Origin of the sequence: Hoylesella pleuritidis (assembly GCF_963541955.1) — a bacterium.
GTDB classification, from domain to species: Bacteria; Bacteroidota; Bacteroidia; order Bacteroidales; family Bacteroidaceae; genus Prevotella; species Prevotella pleuritidis.
The window spans coordinates 37,188-52,789 of record NZ_CAUTUT010000005.1; the positions used below are offsets into that span (position 1 = coordinate 37,188).

Annotated in this window: 11 protein-coding genes; 5 read left to right on the top strand and 6 right to left on the bottom strand. The window is 43.6% G+C overall.

Annotated elements, in window-relative coordinates; genetic code table 11:
• Positions 1 to 51: 51 nt before the first annotated feature.
• The 3 genes from glyA to pyrB are packed head-to-tail and all read right to left on the bottom strand — an operon-like array spanning position 52 to position 2,810.
• Entirely contained in the window at positions 52 to 1,332 is a 1,281-nt protein-coding gene (gene glyA / locus RWY97_RS03145; RefSeq protein ID WP_315565484.1) for a serine hydroxymethyltransferase, read from the bottom strand.
• A 41-nt stretch (positions 1,333 to 1,373) separates the two neighbouring features.
• Positions 1,374 to 1,829 carry an aspartate carbamoyltransferase regulatory subunit gene (locus tag RWY97_RS03150; protein WP_273178055.1) on the bottom strand — a complete coding sequence of 152 codons (456 nt, stop codon included), beginning with the start codon at positions 1,827 to 1,829 and terminating at the stop codon, positions 1,374 to 1,376.
• 33 nt (positions 1,830 to 1,862) lie between these two features.
• Positions 1,863 to 2,810, bottom strand: coding sequence for an aspartate carbamoyltransferase (gene pyrB / locus RWY97_RS03155; RefSeq protein WP_273178057.1), 948 nt, complete (start codon positions 2,808 to 2,810; stop codon positions 1,863 to 1,865).
• 134 nt (positions 2,811 to 2,944) lie between these two features.
• Here pyrB and RWY97_RS03160 point away from each other — a divergent pair, with 134 nt between their 5' ends.
• Positions 2,945 to 5,257: a transglycosylase domain-containing protein gene (locus RWY97_RS03160; protein ID WP_315565485.1), complete on the top strand. Its 2,313-nt coding sequence runs from the start codon at positions 2,945 to 2,947 to the stop codon at positions 5,255 to 5,257.
• A 447-nt stretch (positions 5,258 to 5,704) separates the two neighbouring features.
• Here RWY97_RS03160 and kdsB read toward each other — a convergent pair whose 3' ends face one another.
• The gene (gene kdsB / locus RWY97_RS03165; RefSeq protein WP_021584253.1) at positions 5,705 to 6,442 is read right to left on the bottom strand and encodes a 3-deoxy-manno-octulosonate cytidylyltransferase; all 738 of its coding nucleotides are present in this window, start codon (positions 6,440 to 6,442) and stop codon (positions 5,705 to 5,707) included.
• A 133-nt stretch (positions 6,443 to 6,575) separates the two neighbouring features.
• On the opposite strand from kdsB, the gene RWY97_RS03170 reads away from it, so the two are divergent.
• The 4 genes from RWY97_RS03170 to RWY97_RS03185 are packed head-to-tail and all read left to right on the top strand — an operon-like array spanning position 6,576 to position 11,314.
• A complete protein-coding gene (locus RWY97_RS03170; RefSeq protein WP_273177076.1) occupies positions 6,576 to 7,661 on the top strand; it encodes an MORN repeat-containing protein in 1,086 nt (361 codons plus the stop codon).
• Positions 7,662 to 7,674: 13 nt separating this feature from the next.
• Positions 7,675 to 8,121 carry a NanQ anomerase/TabA/YiaL family protein gene (locus RWY97_RS03175; protein WP_315565486.1) on the top strand — a complete coding sequence of 149 codons (447 nt, stop codon included), beginning with the start codon at positions 7,675 to 7,677 and terminating at the stop codon, positions 8,119 to 8,121.
• Positions 8,122 to 8,123: 2 nt separating this feature from the next.
• Positions 8,124 to 10,142, top strand: a complete 2,019-nt coding sequence (locus RWY97_RS03180; RefSeq protein ID WP_315565487.1) for an alpha amylase C-terminal domain-containing protein — start codon at positions 8,124 to 8,126, stop codon at positions 10,140 to 10,142.
• On the top strand, positions 10,088 to 11,314 hold the full coding sequence (locus RWY97_RS03185) for a DUF6057 family protein (RefSeq protein ID WP_315565489.1): 1,227 nt from the start codon (positions 10,088 to 10,090) through the stop codon (positions 11,312 to 11,314). The genes RWY97_RS03180 and RWY97_RS03185 overlap by 55 nt, the downstream gene beginning before the upstream one ends.
• Before the next feature lie 355 nt (positions 11,315 to 11,669).
• Here RWY97_RS03185 and RWY97_RS03190 read toward each other — a convergent pair whose 3' ends face one another.
• Both RWY97_RS03190 and RWY97_RS03195 read right to left on the bottom strand, forming a co-directional pair.
• The gene (locus RWY97_RS03190) at positions 11,670 to 12,902 is read right to left on the bottom strand and encodes a clostripain-related cysteine peptidase (protein WP_315565490.1); all 1,233 of its coding nucleotides are present in this window, start codon (positions 12,900 to 12,902) and stop codon (positions 11,670 to 11,672) included.
• A gap of 2 nt (positions 12,903 to 12,904) precedes the next feature.
• Positions 12,905 to 15,541 (bottom strand): valine--tRNA ligase, encoded by a 2,637-nt coding sequence (locus tag RWY97_RS03195; protein WP_315565492.1) that lies wholly within the window; start codon positions 15,539 to 15,541, stop codon positions 12,905 to 12,907.
• Positions 15,542 to 15,602: the final 61 nt, after the last annotated feature.

Below are 15,602 nucleotides of genomic sequence, written 5' to 3' on the forward strand. Positions count from 1 at the left end.
AATGATGTCGTATCATCCAATACCCATTCTTCTTTTTAATTTGTTAATAATTTAGTAGGCAAAAAGCGGATAGTCTCTCATTGTCTCATTGACCTTGGTACGAACTTTCGTGATGACAGCTTCGTCTTCGGGAGCGTTGAGCACTTCTTCAATGAGTTCGGCGATCAGCCCCATCAGATCTTCCTTGGCGCCGCGCGTGGTGATAGCTGCCGTACCGAGACGGATGCCACTTGTTTGGAAAGCGCTACGCGTATCGAATGGAACCATATTCTTGTTCACTGTAATGTCAGCTGCAACTAAGGCCTTTTCTGCTACCTTACCGGTGAGTTCAGGATATTTGGTACGTAGGTCTACAAGCATCGAATGATTATCTGTACCGCCGCTCACAATACTGAATCCACGCTTGACGAGCTCTTCTGCCAGTACTTTTGCGTTTTTCTGTACTTGCTTTGCCCAGTCTTTAAACTCTGGTTGCAATGCCTCTTGGAATGCAACGGCTTTGGCTGCGATAACGTGTTCGAGTGGACCGCCTTGTTGACCGGGGAACACGGCGCTGTTGATCAGCTGGCTCATCATCTTCACTTCGCCCTTTGGAGTTTTGAGTCCCCACGGGTTTTCAAAGTCTTTACCCATCAAAATGATGCCACCGCGTGGGCCACGGAGGGTTTTGTGTGTGGTAGATGTCACGATATGTGCATATCTTACAGGATTCTCAAGCAATTCGGCTGCAATCAGTCCGGCAGGATGTGCCATATCTACCATCAGCAATGCACCCACTTTGTCGGCAATCTCGCGCATACGTTTATAGTCCCATTCCCGACTGTAAGCGGATCCGCCACCGATGATCAGTTTGGGCTTGTGCTCGAGAGCGAGTTGCTCCATCTCGTCATAATCGACGCGTCCGGTTTCCTTTTTTAGGTTGTAACCGATGGGATTATACAAGATTCCAGAGGTGTTGACTAAGCTTCCGTGAGAGAGGTGACCACCGTGGGCAAGATTCAAACCCATAAATGTATCACCGGGTTTAAGACAAGCAAGCAATACGGCAGCATTGGCTTGCGCTCCGGAGTGGGGTTGCACGTTAGCAAACTCAGCTCCGAAGAGCTTCTTTACACGCTCGCGCGCTAAATCTTCAACAACGTCTACAACCTCACATCCGCCATAATAACGCTTGCCAGGAAGTCCTTCTGCGTATTTGTTTGTGAGGTAAGACCCCATTGCTTCCATCACTTCGTCGCTGACAAAGTTTTCAGACGCAATCAGTTCAATTCCTTTCAGCTGACGCTGGTGTTCTTTTTCGATTAAATCGAAAATCTCTTGATCTCTTTTCATAATTTAAGATTGTTGTTAGTTTAGGTTTGGTTATTATGAATTTAACAAAGTTCTACCTTATCAATGTCTTGTTCTTTGTCGCAGTAATGGCATTTCAAAATTCCCGAATCCTTATCGACAACATTAAAGATAGTCTGCATCGGCTCATTATTGGTGATGCATTTCGGGTTGTTACACTTAACAATATTGCGCAACTCATCAGGCGTATCTACTGTTTTTTTCTCTACCACCTCGTAATCTCGTATGATATTGAGAACGATCTTGGGAGCAACCACTGACAAACGAGAAATTTCCTCATCTGTAAAAAACTTATCCGATACTTTGATAATGCCCTTCTTACCGATTTTTTTTGACAGATAATTGTTTCCGATTGTCACAGGAGTCGTAAGATTGAAAAGCCCTAAAAGCAATGCTACTTGGTAGGTCTTCTCTGCGGGAATATGGTCGATCACCGTGCCGTTTTCGATAGCTGCGACTAATCTTTCCTTCTTGTTCATCTTCCTTCTGTTTTTACTTGTTTTGCGAATAATCTATACGATGATGGTTGTATCAGTCAAAACATCGTCCAGAGTGATTCCTAACACATAGCTGAATATTGCTTCGCGAGCATAGAGTCCATTCTGCGCCTGTTGGATATAATATGCGTGCGGATTATCGTCCACGTCATAAGAGATCTCATTTACACGCGGAAGCGGATGAAGAATCTTCATATTGGGCTTAGCGAGATGTAACATCTCACACTTTAATATATAGGTATTCTTCACACGCTCATATTCCATTAAATCCGAGAATCGCTCCTTTTGTACGCGAGTCATATAAAGAATATCAGCATCTGCGATCACTTTGTCATTGAAAGCAGTATGCTCTTGGAAGCGAATGCCATTCTCCTTGCAATAAAGTTTGTATTCATTCGGCATTGACAATTCTTTCGGTGCAACGAAATGAAATGTCGGATTAAAATGTCGCATCGCTGTAATCAGCGAGTGAACAGTGCGTCCGTATTTTAAGTCTCCCACCAAATAGATGTTCAGATTGTCGAGCGTTCCCTGCGTTTTATAAATAGAATATAGATCGAGCAGGCACTGAGATGGGTGCATATGAGCACCGTCACCGGCATTAACAATGGGTACCGGAGCCACTTCACAGGCATATTGTGCCGCTCCCTCGATGTAATGTCGCATCACGATGACATCCGCATAGTTAGCCACCATCAGAATTGTGTCTTTCAGCGTCTCGCCTTTGCTTACGCTTGAAGCCTTTGCATCAGTAAAGCCTATCACCTTGGCACCTAACCGATTGGCAGCTGTCTCAAAACTCAATCTCGTTCGTGTAGACGGTTCAAAGAACAGTGTGGCCACAATCTTACCTTTCATAAGCTCCCGATTGGGATACTTTTCAAATGCCTGTGCCATCTGGATCAGGTATAGAATCTGTTCTTTTGATAAGTCTGCGATCGTCACAAAATTATGTTTTTCCATCTGCTTGATGAGTTATTTTGGGTCAGTGGAGTTGTTTATTTCGGGTGCTAAGATACATATAATTTTTGAATCAGATAGTGATTTAGGAAGAAAAGTTGTACTTTTGCACACAAATTTATTATTACGTAACAGAAATGAGGAAAGCTTTCATACATTTTCTGTGGGGCACACTCAGTATGGTAGTATTGCTAACCGTAGCTGCTTTCACAGCTATTTGGTTTGGCTGGATAGGTTATATGCCGCCAGTTGAGGACTTGCAGAATCCGATAGATCGTTTTGCCACACAGGTTTATTCGGCCGACGGAGCTGTGATGGGCACGTGGAATTTCAATCGTGAGAATCGCATCTGCATCCCTTATTTTCAACTGTCTCCTCATCTTGTTCACGCGTTAGTGGCCACAGAAGATGCCCGTTTCTATGAACATTCGGGCGTGGATTTCATTGCCATTGGCCGAGCTATTGTCAAGCGCGGACTGATGGGACAGGCAAGTGCCGGTGGGGGCAGTACCATTACCCAACAATTAGCAAAACAATTGTATTCGGCAACTGTGCATTCTACTACCGAGCGCCTCTTTCAGAAACCTATCGAATGGATAATTGCTGTAAAATTGGAGCGTAATTATACGAAAGAGGAGATCATTGCGCTTTATCTCAATTACTTTGACTTTTTGCATAATGCCGTCGGTATCAAGACGGCAGCTAATACTTATTTTAATAAAGAACCCAAAGATTTGTCTGTAACAGAGTCGGCTACATTGATTGGTCTGTGCAAAAACCCCTCGCTTTTCAATCCCGTGCGTTATCCCGCAAGGTGTGTTGAGCGTCGAAATGTTGTTCTGGCACAGATGGTAAAAGCCGGATATCTTACCGATACTGAATATCGCAAATACAGTGCACAACCTTTGGCTTTGGACTTTCATCGTACTGATCATAAGGATGGTATTGCCACGTTCTTTCGCGAATTTCTGCGCCGCTATATGATGATGAAGCGCCCCAATCGATCTGATTATCCTGTCTGGAACAAACGACAATATGTTATCGATTCTATTGCTTGGACCACAGACCCGTTGTGTGGCTGGTGCAATAAAAATTTCAAGAAAAACGGCGATCCGTATAATCTTTACACCGACGGACTGAAAGTTTATACCACCATCGACTCGCGAATGCAGCGCTATGCCGAAGAAGCTGTCTATCGCCACGTAGCTAAATTCTTGCAACCCGAATTTACGAAAGAAAACCGGAGAAAGCCCAATGCGCCTTTCACTGATCAATTGACTCGACAGCAGGTACGTGCAATTATGGACCGATCGATGCGGCAGAGTGAGCGTTATCGCGTACTGAAAGAGGCAGGAACATCTGAGGCCGAGATCCGCCAGTCGTTCCGCACACCCACTGAGATGTCTGTCTTTACCTATCACGGAGACATCGACACCATAATGACGCCGATGGATAGCATTCGTTATTACAAGTCGTTCCTGCGTTCGGGCTTTATGAGTATGGAACCCGTTACGGGGCAAGTGAAAGCCTATGTCGGTGGCATCGACTTTTCACATTTTCAGTACGATATGGTGATGGAAGGCCGACGACAGATCGGCTCGACTATCAAACCGTTTCTCTATTCGTTAGCGATGGAAAACGGATTCTCACCTTGCGACAAGGCGCCTAACGTGCAGCAGTCTTACTTGGTAGCAGGTAAGAGTTGGACGCCGCGCAATTCCAGCCATAGTCGTTATGGGCAGATGGTTACCCTGAAATGGGGACTGGCGCAGTCGAACAATTGGATATCGGCCTATCTGATGAGCAAGCTAAATCCCAGCCAGTTTGTTCAGATGTTGCACGACTTCGGTATCAGCACCCCCGACATTCATCCTTCGATGGCGCTTTGTCTTGGCCCTTGCGAAGTGTCTGTGGCTGAGATGGTGAGTGCTTACACCACGTTTGCTAATCACGGTATCCGTTGCGCCCCGATGTTCGTCTCGCGAATCGAAGATAACGAGGGTAATGTCATCACTTCTTTTCAGCCCCGTATGAACGAGGTTATCAGCGAGGCAAGTGCTAATAAAATGCTCATCGAACTGATGGCTGTTGTCGATGAGGGAACGGCTAAGCGCCTTCGCTTTAAATATCATATTGAAGGTGAAATCGGCGGGAAAACCGGAACGACGAATCGGAATGCCGATGCGTGGTTTGTCGGATTCACACCTCAGTTAGTTAGCGGCTGTTGGGTGGGCGGCGAAGACCGCGACATTCATTTCGACTCGATGCGGATGGGACAAGGTGCAACAATGGCCTTACCTATTTGGGCATATTATATGAAACTGGTTTATGCCGACAAACGATTGCCATATACTTCTAATACATTGTTTGGAATTCCCCAAGGGTTTAATCCTTGTGAAAAAGAAGATAGTGAAATAAATGGATTTGAGATAGATGAGATTTATGAATAAACTGTTGTTTTTAAGAGTCAGGATCATTTATAGGAACATCCCAGGAAAAACGCATTAAATAAATACGCTGATTCAATATCGCAGGACAAAATAAAGAAAATGACGTCATATCTGTTTGAATATGACGTCACTTTTGCTTGAATATGACATCATATTTATCAGGGTATCTAGAAAAGATTGAACCAGACAGTTTCATAATGCGTTTTTCCTGGGGAACATCCTATTTTGAAAATGTAATGCTGCATATCTTAATTTGAGTGTGAGGTAGACAAAACCTCTTTTCAGAACAAGTGCCAAAATCGCAACGGAGTTACGAAAAATGTTACTGCCCTTACGCCATAAATACCGGTTTCTGATACTTAGAAATACGGTGACTGGAGTGTCGATTGTTTGTCGAACTCACGTTAATTGAGAAGTACGAGTAAAGTGATGATTTCTTGGTTTGGGTTATCTTTTAATAAAATCTTCGGCTCGTTGCAAATCGGCAGGTGTATCAATACCGATTGTTTCGACATCAGTCAGCCCCACCTTAATCTTATATCCGTTTTGAAGCCAACGCAATTGTTCAAGACTCTCGGCTAATTCTAAGGATGATTGGGGTAAGTTGGTGATCTCGGCAAGCACAGATACCCGATAAGCATAAATGCCGATGTGTTTTAAGAATGGATATCGGGCAAGCCAATCGGCCGATTCTGCGCCGCGAATAAACGGGATTACAGAACGTGAGAAATACATAGCATAGCCCCGATTGTCGAGAATAATTTTCGGAGAATTCGTATTCTGTAGGGCTTCGAGTGAAGTAAACGGCTTGCCGAGCGTTGCAATCTGTGTACCGGAATCCTCAAAGCATTCGCAAAGCGTTTCTATCTGCGATGATTGTATAAAGGGCTCATCTCCCTGAATATTGATGATAACATCGTAGTTACCGTTTATCTTTCTGACTGCTTCCGCTATTCGGTCTGTCCCGCTTTTATGGTCGGGAGAAGTCATTACGGCCTGTCCGCCGAACGCAATCGCGGTGTTGTAAATCCGTTCGTCGTCAGTAGCAACATAAACCGTATTCAAAATAGCTGCCACTTGCTCGTAAACTCTTTGTATAACAGGCTTTCCTCCGAGCACGGCCAAGGGTTTCCCGGGAAAGCGAGATGAAGCATAGCGGGCGGGAATGATTCCTATAAATTCCATATTTTATGCAATTATATGGGCAAAGATACTAAATTTTACTAATACTTCTTGGTCTGTCGCAGATTTTTTACTACTTTTGGGGGTGAACAAAAAACAACTCTGAACAGTGAAAAATAAGATATTCGTTTTATTGATGCTATTGATTCCGGTCGCCGTTTGTGCCCAAAAGATTACGTTAGGTTCGTGTATAACAAAAGACGGAGGCCAATATAAAGGTGAAATGGTAAGCGGAAAACCGGAAGGAAAGGGTAGTGTGCTCTATAAAAACGGTGATACTTACGAGGGTGAATATGTAAAAGGACGTAGGCAAGGTTATGGAATCTATACGTTTTCTGACGGTGAAAAGTATGAAGGACAGTGGTTCCAAGATCAGCAACACGGCCGGGGCACATTTTATTTTTCAAATAATAACAAATATGTTGGTCTCTGGTTCCGCGATTATCAACAAGGACACGGCATTATGTATTATTATAATGGTGATAGATACGAAGGAAATTGGTATCAAGATAAACGTCAGGGAAAGGGAAAATATATTTATTCCAACGGCGCTTATTATAATGGAGAGTGGAAAGATGATCTGAAATCGGGCCGAGGATTCTTTGATTGGGGAGACGGAACAACATACGATGGAATGTGGGCCAATAACCAACGATCGGGAAAAGGAACCAATCATTATGCTGACGGCGATGTATATATAGGCGAATGGCAATCGGATATCCAGAATGGAAGAGGTATCTATAAGTTTCAGAACGGTGATGTATATGAGGGCGATTACATCCAAGGCGAACGAACGGGTGAAGGAATCTTTAAATATGCTAATGGTGATCGTTATACAGGCCATTTCAAGGATGGTGATAAGAATGGACAGGGTACCCTGGTCTTGAAAAACGGCGATGTGTATCGAGGTCAGTGGAAAAACGATATGCAATGGGGAACTGGTCGATGGACACTGAAAAAAGGCGACGTTATTGAAGGAACCTTTGTCAAAGGATCAATTGACGGCGAAGTGATTATCCGCTATTCCGACGGTTCAAAATTCAAAGGACAATATAAAAAGGGTAAGCGTAACGGGCCGGCTATTGAAGAGGACAAAAACGGAAACCGTTTCGAGGGTACTTATATCAATGACCGCCGCGACGGAAAGTTTATTGAGAAAGACCGTAACGGAAAGATTACAGCCCGCGGACATTATGATTCCGGCAGACGATTTACAGACTAAAAACAATCATATTATGATTATTGACACGTTAGACAATTTTGAAAGATACGTTTCTTTGAATCCTTTGTTCAGAGATGTCATTACATTTATCCGATCGAATGATATCAGACAGATGTCATTAGGAAAACATCCCATCCAAGGTGATGATCTGTTTGTCAACATTGCGAAATTCAATGGAAAAGCAAAAACAGCGGCTGTGCTTGAGTCTCATCGTCGGATGATTGACATTGCCCTCTGCTTCAATGCCGATGAAACGTTCGGTTATACGCCTGCTGATGCACTTCCGGAAGCTGTGTATCACGCCGAAGACGACTATTCTGTATATCCCGGTATTTCTGCACACACTTATTTGACAACCCATCCAGGAATGTTCACTATCTTTTTCCCACAAGAGGGGCACGCACCTTGTATATCGCAGGAAAACGAACTTCATAAGGCAATCTTCAAAGTAAAGGCATAATTATGGCAACAAAGCAGAAACATATAGGGTTAGTAAGAAATGATACTTATCTCGAGCCTTATGAAGAGGCCATCCGTGGACGTCATGATCACGCACTGTGGAAACTGAATCAACTTACGAAAAACGGTAAAAAAACGCTGAGTGACTTTGCCAACGGACACGAGTATTATGGACTTCATAAGACAACTCGGGGATGGGTATTCCGTGAGTGGGCACCAAACGCCACAGAACTCTATCTGGTGGGTGACTTCAATGATTGGAGTGAAACGGTGAAATATCGTGCGAAACGCATTGAGGGAACGGGAAATTGGGAATTGAAATTGTCTGAGAAGGCAATAAAGCACGGCGATCTGTACAAAATGCGAGTGCATTGGAATGGTGGAGAAGGTGAACGAATCCCTGCATGGTGTCGTCGAGTAGTTCAGGATGAGGAGACAAAAATCTTCTCAGCACAGGTTTGGAATCCTGAGCCTTACAAATGGAAAAAGCAGCACTTTAATCCTACCACATCTCCGTTACTTATTTACGAGTGCCACATCGGGATGGGGCAGGATGCTGAAAAAGTAGGATCCTACATCGAATTTAAAGACAATGTGTTGCCGCGTATCGTGAAAGACGGCTATAATTGCATTCAGATTATGGCCGTTCAGGAGCATCCTTATTATGGCAGCTTCGGTTATCACGTTAGCTCTTTCTTTGCTGCCTCGTCTCGATTCGGAACTCCCGAAGAGTTGAAAGCACTCATTGATGCAGCTCATCAACAGGGTATTGCCGTCATAATGGATATTGTCCACTCGCACGCTGTAAAAAATGAAGTAGAAGGTTTGGGCAATCTTGCCGGCGATCCCCATCAATACTTCTATTCCGGCGATCGCCGTGTGCATCCTGCTTGGGATAGTCTTTGTTTCGATTATGGCAAAGATGATGTCGTTCATTTCCTCTTATCCAATTGTAAATACTGGCTCACGGAGTTTCATTTCGATGGTTTCCGCTTCGACGGCGTCACCTCGATGCTTTATTACAGTCACGGACTCGGCGAGGCATTCTGCAACTACGGCGACTATTTCAATGGTCACGAAGACGATAATGCCATTTGTTATCTCACGTTGGCCAACCTTTTGATTCACGAGGTTAATAAACATTCGATCACTATTGCCGAAGAAGTGAGCGGTATACCGGGCCTTGCCGCCAAGTTTACCGATGGCGGAATGGGGTTCGATTATCGTATGGCGATGAACATTCCCGATTTCTGGATCAAGACGATTAAAGAACTTCCCGACGAGGATTGGAAACCGAGCGCAATCTTTTGGGAGATGAAGAATCGGCGTGCTGACGAAAGAACGATTTCTTATTGCGAGAGTCACGACCAGGCACTTGTCGGTGATAAGACCATCATTTTCCGTCTGATCGATGCCGATATGTATTGGCATTTCAAAACCGGCGATGAAAACGAGCTTGTACATCGGGGCATTGCTCTTCACAAAATGATACGTCTTGTCACGGCGGCAGCCATTAACGGTGGTTATCTCAACTTTATGGGAAACGAGTTCGGCCATCCGGAATGGATCGACTTTCCGCGTGAAGGCAACGGATGGAGTTATAAATATGCGCGAAGACAATGGAATTTGGTAGATAATCTCGAATTAGACTATCATTATCTCGGTGATTTCGATCGAGCAATGCTCGGCGTAATCAAGAGTGAAAAAGGCTTTAACAAAACGCCCGTACAAGAAATCTGGCATAACGACGACGACCAAATCCTCGCCTTTATGCGTGGCGACTTAATTTTCGTCTTCAATTTCAGTCCTACACATTCATATACCGACTATGGCTTTTTAGTTCCGGTCGGTGCTTATGATGTAGTGCTGAATACTGATGCTAAGGCTTTCGGCGGAAACGGATTGGCTGATGACACAGTCACACATATCACCAACTACGACCCGCTCTATGCCGATGCGCGTAAAGAGTGGCTAAAACTCTATATTCCGGCAAGATCAGCTGTGGTCGTAAAGAAGAACTGATGATGGAAAACTTTCACGGCAGGAATAGCACAAATGTACTGCGTGTGACGTGTGCTATCCTCTTTTTGACTTTCTCATTAGCTTATCTTTATTGTTATCAGGCAAATGAGTTGATTTTCGCACAACACGTGTTATCGGGTGGTCGAACCTGCTATAATCCCATAGTCGGTGCTGTGCTAATTACGCTTGTGCTCTTTTTGTTGCACAAGGTTATAGCAACATCGATACGTATTCCGTGTCTACTGTATGCCCAGACTTATTTTCTGCCACTACTTTTGCTACTGATCTTGACAGATATCAGTCCTGATCTTGACCGTCATTCTACTTTTGGCATCTGGTTGTGGCTCTTTCCATTGCTACTGATTATTCACGGCGGAGCCTTGTGGATGATACATCGGGCAACGACATCCCCAAAGAATCGCCCCCCAATAGATTTCTTTTCACAAGCGATGTGGGTCAATATAATTCAGTTAGTTATAATGTTTTTTTTAGTTGGACAAGTTGGTTCGGGCAATGATACATTTCATTATCGAATGGCAGCAGAGAAAGCATTGGTGAAAGGTGATTATACAGCAGCACTCAGTCCAGGAGCAAACGCATTACAGACAGATACGAATCTCACAATGATTCGTATCTATGCGTTGTCCCGAAAGAAGCAACTCGGCGAACGACTCTTTGAGTATCCGCTCGTCGGTGGCTCGTCTGCACTTCTCCCGAACGGAAATAACGTCCGGCTGTCGATATATCCTGAGAGCAAGATTTACCATTATCTCGGTGTACGAATCAAACAGACAATGACGCCATTAAATTACCTGCAATTCCTTGATCGCCGTCATTTGGCCAAGCGTCCGGCCGCCGATTATCTGTTGTGTGGTTATTTGCTCGACTGCAATCTCGATGATTTCGTTCGCACACTTCCGCATTATTACGACATAAAAGGACCTCTACCCAAGCATTATCGTGAGGCTTTAACACTCTATACACACCTGCATTCTACTCCCACTATCATCTATCATGACAGCGTGATGGATGCAGATTTTCAAGATTTCCAAGATATGGAACACAGCGAAAGAAATAAAACCATACGCCAAACTAAGCTCCGTGATACGTACGGCAATACCTATTGGTTTTATTACCAATATGGCAAGATTGGGAAAAAGATTCGAACCTAATGGTTTTTCTGATTAACTAAAACATAATATAAAACACATTCTTTCTTGTAATATAAAGTATTGACAATCAGTCTTCTATAAATATCTTTTCAATTTGCACCTAATCTCCTAGTGATTGATGGTTGATCATCCTGCGATTAACCGTTAGTTGTCTTTCGATTAACGATTAATTACACGCTAAAAAATTATTAATGAGAAATGATGGATATTCAAGTTGAGAACGACTCTTTGATTAGGATGTTTTCATAGACTCATAATAGAGAGTTACGTTTTCTTTTAAGATTAGAAAAATAAGAAGTTCACAAGATTATGAATCGTAATTTTGTGAACTTCTTATATCTTTATTTGTATCGAATTACTTGTGTGTAGCTTTCCACCAGGCCGTTTTCTTCATTCCGGTAGTGGCTAATGAATTGGTGGATAGATCAGAAATGGTAATTCCTGAATAGGTATTGATCTTATGTTTGCCCGGTCTATACAGCGAGGAATAATAGTATTCTGTATTGGATTTGTAAGGAACCGTGCGACTGAGTTGCGCTTGGAATTTGTTACGTAATGTCTCATCGGTACAGAGATTTCGTACATAGTCACCGAAGTCATAAAAAATCGGTGGAGCATAACCATCGAGATCCTGTATGGAATTGATTAACGATGTGTTAAAAGTGTATTGTTTGTTGATTTCTTTCATTATTTTTGCGATACTGTCCACTTGTGAACAGTCAGTTATGCCGATAGTTCCGCAGTGATAAGCAGTACCTCCTATCTCATAATTATTATAGAAGTTATAGAACTCGTCACATATAGCCTGATAATCGGGAGTGATATTTGCCAAATGCTTCCATATCTTTGCGTAAGGCATTCCGAATGCCATAATCTCTGTGGGACAGCCGATTAAATATCCGGTAACTTCTTTCAGCTGATAAGCCGTTTCTATATTCGACATATTACAGTCGTCAAACATTAGGTATTGCAGCTTTTTGATACCCGAGGCAGAGATGCCCGAAACCAGCGCCGAGATGTCCGTCTTTGCCTCACTGCCGCCGAACCACCGAGTACTTCGGGTAATCGGACCATCGTATTCGGATATTTTGGCATTCAGATAAATACTTCGTGAAGCAGCTGTAAAATCTTTTGCTTCAAGCCATCCGTAGCCGTGGCTGCCGATAATCATAGCATAAGTGTCAGCAGGTGCATAGGATTTGACTTGATTCAAAATATAAGTGATCCAATGTGAAGAGTTCAATGCCAACTTATTTGCAGCTGTATTCTGATAGCGACGGAGCGTATCATCTACACACTTGCCTTCTTCGTACTTTACTTTAATCAGCACTCCCGAAGTAGAACTTTCTGAAATAAAAATCATCAAGTTCTTATCGCCGAGTCCATTCTGATTTTTTATCGCTGTCTTTATATCCAAGATATTTTGTTGGAAAAAGTCATAAAGATTACGACTGTTTCCTGTCCAAGGCATATATACGAATACGGTCTTGGCTGCATTACGGTCCGGCAATGGTGACTCAATAGGATCTTCGTGACAAGATGAGAGTAGACAGAGTGCACTCAGTAATATAAACAGATATTTCTTCATTGTTATTTCTTTTTAAGTTCGGCTATTGATTCTTTCAGTGCGGCAATCTTTTCTTCTGAGTCGCTTTGTTTCTTACGCTCCAAAGCGACAACGGTCTCGGGGGCGTGAGCTACGAATTTCTCATTGGAAAGTTTCTTTTTAATGCCTGCAAGGAATCCTTCCAAATGAGCGAGTTGGGCTTCCTGCTTGTTAAGCTCGGCCTCAATATCAATCAGATTGCCTATGGGTACAGCATATTCATCCGTTCCGACCATAAATTGAGCTGCATCGACAACTTTCTCTTTGACTATTTCGATAGCTTGCAAATTAGCCATTTTAAGGATGACCTCATTGTAGTCGGTATAGCGGTTTTGATTGACAACATTCAATGTGAGTTGTTTTTTGGGCGAGATGTTTTTCTGGTTGCGCACGGTGCGTACGCCGCCGACAATTTGTTTGACGGCTTCAATGTCTTCGACAAGTTTTCTTTCTGTCTCTGTCGGAGCCGGCAATTCTAAGCGTTCGCGCATAATCGAGTTGCCCTCTTTACGATCATAGAGATGCTGCCAAAGTTCTTCGGTGATGAAAGGCATAAACGGATGGAGCATTTTCAGCAATGCATCGAAGAAGCGAAGAGTTGCATCGAAAGTCTCACAGTCTATCGGCGAACCATAGGCGGGCTTCACCATTTCGAGGAACCAGCTTGAAAACTCATCCCAAAAGAGCCGATAAACGAGCATTAAGGCCTCTGAAATACGATATTTCGAGAACTGATCATTGAGTTCCTCATTTACTATTCGCAATTTGGCATCAAACCATTTTACAGCTATTTTATTGACTTTCGGCTGCACTTCATCAGTCACTTGCCAGCCTTTGACAAGTCGGAAAGCATTCCAAATCTTGTTATTGAAGTTGCGTCCTTGTTCGCAAAGACTTTCGTCAAACAGTATATCATTGCCTGCCGGAGCAGAAAGCATCATTCCCATACGCACTCCGTCGGCGCCATATTTGTCGATAAGCATCAGCGGGTCGGGTGAGTTGCCTAATGATTTAGACATCTTCCGACCGAGTTTGTCACGCACAATACCTGTGAAATACACATGTTTGAATGGCATCTTGCCCCGATATTCATAACCGGCCATAATCATTCGAGCTACCCAGAAGAAAATAATATCCGGTCCGGTGACTAAATCTGATGTGGGATAATAATAATTGATTTCTTCATTATCTGGTTTATTGATTCCATCGAAGACAGAGATGGGCCATAGCCAAGATGAAAACCAGGTATCGAGACAGTCTTCATCCTGTTGTAAGTCGGCGGAAGTCAATGTACTGTCTTGCTGTTTTGCTTTCGTCAAAGCATCTTCGACAGAGGATGCGACCACACATTCGCGCTTGCCGCCAACCGTGAAGTAGTAAGCCGGAATACGATGTCCCCACCAAAGTTGGCGCGAAATACACCAATCTTTAATGTTTTCGAGCCAGTGGCGATAAGTATTTTTGTATTTAGATGGATAGAATCGGATTTCATTTTCCATAACGGGCGGTAAAGCCATATCGGCAAAGTGCTGCATATTCAAAAACCATTGCGTGCTCAATTTGGGTTCAATAGGCACGTTGGTACGCTCAGAAAAGCCCACTTTGTTATTATAATCCTCTACCTTTTCCATTAGTCCAGCTTGTTGTAAATCGATAGTGATCTGCTTGCGCACCTCCATTCGATCCACACCTACATACAATCCGGCAGCCTCGGAAATTGTTCCATTGTCGTTGAAAATATCAATAGTTTCTAAATTATGCTTCAAACCGAGTGCATGGTCATTGATGTCGTGGGCTGGCGTAACTTTCAAACACCCCGTACCGAACTCGATATCAACATACTCGTCTTCTATAACGGGAATCTCTCTGCCCACCAATGGCACAATGACGTGCTTGCCTTTGAGCCACGTATTCTTCGGATCGTTGGGATTGATACACATAGCAGTGTCGCCCATAATGGTTTCCGGGCGTGTCGTTGCCACAATAGCATAGTGTTTCGGATCTTCAACCACCCGATATTTCAAATAATAGAGCTTAGAATGTTCGTCTTTATAAACCACCTCTTCATCAGAAAGTGCCGTTTGAGCTTGCGGATCCCAGTTTACCATTCGCACGCCGCGATAAATCAATCCTTTGTCGTAGAGATCGCAAAAAACCTTAATCACACTCTCGGAGCGCGTTTTGTCCATTGTGAAAGCCGTACGATCCCAGTCGCAAGAAGCTCCAAGCTTACGAAGTTGTTGCAGTATGATGCCGCCGTGTTCGTGTGTCCAATCCCACGCGTGACGCAAAAACTCGTCGCGCACAAGGTCGGTCTTCTTAATACCTTGCTGTGCGAGCTTGTTTACGACCTTTGCTTCTGTGGCTATCGAAGCGTGATCTGTACCCGGAACCCAACACGCATTCTTTCCTTCCATTCGTGCACGACGTACTAAGATATCCTGAATCGTGTTGTTAAGCATATGTCCCATATGCAGTACACCGGTGACATTGGGTGGTGGAATTACTACGGTGTAAGGCTCTCTACCATCAGGTTTGCTGCTGAAAAGATGATTGTCAAGCCAATATTGATACCATTTCGACTCTACTTCTTTGGGTTCGTATTTACTTGCTAATTCCATTTTATCTGTTTCCGTATTTACTCCTTTAATTATAAAAGGCGGTGCAAATATACGAAGAATC

Coding starts and splice junctions, on each gene's coding strand:
- glyA (WP_315565484.1), bottom strand. CDS start 1,332: ATGAAAAGAGATCAAGAGATTTTCGATTTAATCGAAAAAGAACACCAG.
- RWY97_RS03150 (WP_273178055.1), bottom strand. CDS start 1,829: ATGAACAAGAAGGAAAGATTAGTCGCAGCTATCGAAAACGGCACGGTG.
- pyrB (WP_273178057.1), bottom strand. CDS start 2,810: ATGGAAAAACATAATTTTGTGACGATCGCAGACTTATCAAAAGAACAG.
- RWY97_RS03160 (WP_315565485.1), top strand. CDS start 2,945: ATGAGGAAAGCTTTCATACATTTTCTGTGGGGCACACTCAGTATGGTA.
- kdsB (WP_021584253.1), bottom strand. CDS start 6,442: ATGGAATTTATAGGAATCATTCCCGCCCGCTATGCTTCATCTCGCTTT.
- RWY97_RS03170 (WP_273177076.1), top strand. CDS start 6,576: ATGCTATTGATTCCGGTCGCCGTTTGTGCCCAAAAGATTACGTTAGGT.
- RWY97_RS03175 (WP_315565486.1), top strand. CDS start 7,675: ATGATTATTGACACGTTAGACAATTTTGAAAGATACGTTTCTTTGAAT.
- RWY97_RS03180 (WP_315565487.1), top strand. CDS start 8,124: ATGGCAACAAAGCAGAAACATATAGGGTTAGTAAGAAATGATACTTAT.
- RWY97_RS03190 (WP_315565490.1), bottom strand. CDS start 12,902: ATGAAGAAATATCTGTTTATATTACTGAGTGCACTCTGTCTACTCTCA.
- RWY97_RS03195 (WP_315565492.1), bottom strand. CDS start 15,541: ATGGAATTAGCAAGTAAATACGAACCCAAAGAAGTAGAGTCGAAATGG.